At 50.8% G+C, this 2253-nt stretch carries 3 protein-coding genes and 1 pseudogene; 2 read left to right on the top strand and 2 right to left on the bottom strand.

Features of this window, described 5'->3' with window-relative positions:
* Both AC2FLA_RS22370 and AC2FLA_RS22365 read left to right on the top strand, forming a co-directional pair.
* On the top strand, window positions 1-833 hold an 833-nt coding region (locus AC2FLA_RS22370), incomplete at its 5' end, for a hypothetical protein (RefSeq protein ID WP_496725432.1).
* Window positions 834-1005: 172 nt separating this feature from the next.
* Window positions 1006-1128 (top strand): annotated as a pseudogene (locus tag AC2FLA_RS22365) (IS6 family transposase); the annotation flags it as partial.
* 101 nt (window positions 1129-1229) lie between these two features.
* Here the strand turns inward: AC2FLA_RS22365 and AC2FLA_RS22360 are convergent.
* On the bottom strand, window positions 1230-1526 hold the full coding sequence (locus tag AC2FLA_RS22360; protein WP_496725430.1) for a BRCT domain-containing protein: 297 nt from the start codon (window positions 1524-1526) through the stop codon (window positions 1230-1232).
* A gap of 144 nt (window positions 1527-1670) precedes the next feature.
* The gene (locus tag AC2FLA_RS22355; RefSeq protein WP_496725428.1) at window positions 1671-2066 is read right to left on the bottom strand and encodes an exonuclease domain-containing protein; all 396 of its coding nucleotides are present in this window, start codon (window positions 2064-2066) and stop codon (window positions 1671-1673) included.
* Window positions 2067-2253 lie beyond the last annotated feature (187 nt).

Raw genomic sequence — 2253 nt, 5'->3', positions numbered from 1 at the left:
AGACATGGTCACCGCTCGATTTTCGAACCGTGAATCACGCAGCCAAGCGGAAATCAATGGGTCCTGACCCTAGGAAATCTCCGGATCTCGTTGCTCAAGATATAACTGGCAAATTTCATATAATTGAATGCAAGGGCACACAAACGGGCCGTTCGTATGCACTTCAGCAGCTGCGGGCAGCCGTGCCGCAAAAGGGCTCTGTTCGGATCGCGAGCGCGTTAAAAGGAGAGTCGTTGGCTACAGGGTTTTTGATTTCCAGAGAAGCCAATGATTGGGCTAGCAATTTCATTGTTGCAGATCCCGAATCCGAAGATCCACTGATCGACCTTGCGGAAAACCAACAGCTCGAAGCCAAAGAAACGATTTCACGCGGCAAGATCGCGCGCAGCCTGACGCTTGCCGGCGCGTCTAGTTTGTCACGAATCGTTGCCGCCCCCTTCGGAGACGCGCCAGGTGAAAAGCCGGGCAGTAAGCTAACGAGCGATCAAATGAAACGCGTCAGCCGTCTCCGCGACGAGAGTTTGGTTGAAAAAAATCGCTTGCTCCGGCTCGACAAGGATTTTCTTGGAAGAGAGGCAGTCATCGACCTTCCTTTCACCTTTTCGATTGGGTCCAAATCCTTCAGCAAAGTACGCGTTAGATCAGGCGTCAATGCAGATGTAATCGGTTCGTGGACCGAAAGAGTAGAAAGCGAGGAACCTTCGGATACCGAGGACTTCCTCTCGCAGAACGATCAGACATCCGCATCAGGAAAACTGCAGATGCTACAAGAAGACAAGGGCGCACGGCTTAAGGATGGCAACTTGTTCTTTTCAGACATTGAAGTAATGTAGGATTAGCTAAATGGAACGCGAGCATGTCACGAATCAAATTAACGAGCGGGTAATTCCCGTTCGAACCGTTTCACATCGCAAGGGGTTGGTGACATTAAGCCCCGGCAGGTTATACTAGCCGGGGGAATTGCCAAGTTGTTCCTCGCCACGGTCTAGGCTAACCGGTGCAGACATGAGGCCGACTACCATTCCTCGCCTAAAAGGCTTCCGTTTCCCTCACGAACTCATCGCCTAAGCGGTTTGGGCGTATCACCAGTTGGCACTCAGCACGGCTGACCTCGAGGACCTTTTTGCCAATGACCCAGCAAACTCTCTCTTGGTGTAACTATCAGAAAACTTAATGGATTCCATTCGTTACGGCCGTACCGCCTTTGAAGGGCTCACTCATACCAGACATCATTCGGCCTTGATCAACTTAAGAAACTCCGACTCTCCGAGGATCTTGATTTCATGGCCTTCACTCTGCAGATCTTCCGCGCGGCGGTGCTTGCTGCTTTTGTCGTGACCCGCCAAAGTCGATAGATCTTGGTCTCCAACAACCAAAAGCGTTACTTTGTTCGAAACACTTGTCTTTACGGTTATCCCTGCTCCAGCAGCTATTGTCGCCGCTTCCACACGAGACATACTCAACTGCCCTGTAAAGCAAGCAACATGCCCGTAGAGAGCGCCGCTTTGATTGCCAGCAATCGCCACCGAAGTTTGGTAATTCTGATTTCTAGACTTCGAGAGTTCGGAGAAATCCGAACCAGTTGCAGCTTCTGCCGCCAGAACGACTTCAGCCGCCGCACGTGCATCTTCTTCTGCATCATGGTGTTCAAAACTTAAGCCAAGGTAAGTCTATGAACTAGCCAACCCATGGCCACCATTACCTTTCAGTTCTGGCCAAGCTCTTCTAGCGATTTTGACGCTATCGACCCAGTTGGCCCTCAATTCTGGAACACCGTGGAATTTGCTGGCCGCATTAAATGCCTGTTTGTCGAAATTGCTGTGTTGCACCAGAAGATGCCGCTCAAGGAACGGGCGCAAAGACTGAATAACTGCCTTGAAATTGGGAGCCCCGGCTACTGAAGTTTCGTCAATCCCGTGTAGGTTGACATTCGAACGTTCGAAATCTTGTTCAGGGTCGATCAGTATACCAACCGTCTCAACATCTCCGCTGGTGGACACCATAGCCAACCCTACTTGGCATATGCTGCTGTGTTGTCGATTTGCTGTTTCGACATCTACGGCCACAAACCGGAATGTGCGGTCAGTAAAAGTCTCTAAGTCAGGTGAGATGTCCGCTTTCGAAGTTCTTGGGGCCGGTATGTAAATTCTAGTTTCAGCGGGCTGAGTTTGACTCGTGTCCGTCGTCAGGGATTTTGGGACAGATGGCGGCGTGGGCTAAGAGAGTGTCTGGCTCATCTGGTTTATGTGACTA

The organism is Ruegeria sp. CDSA033, assembly GCF_059612305.1.
This window is presented reverse-complemented; position numbering and strand designations above follow the sequence as displayed.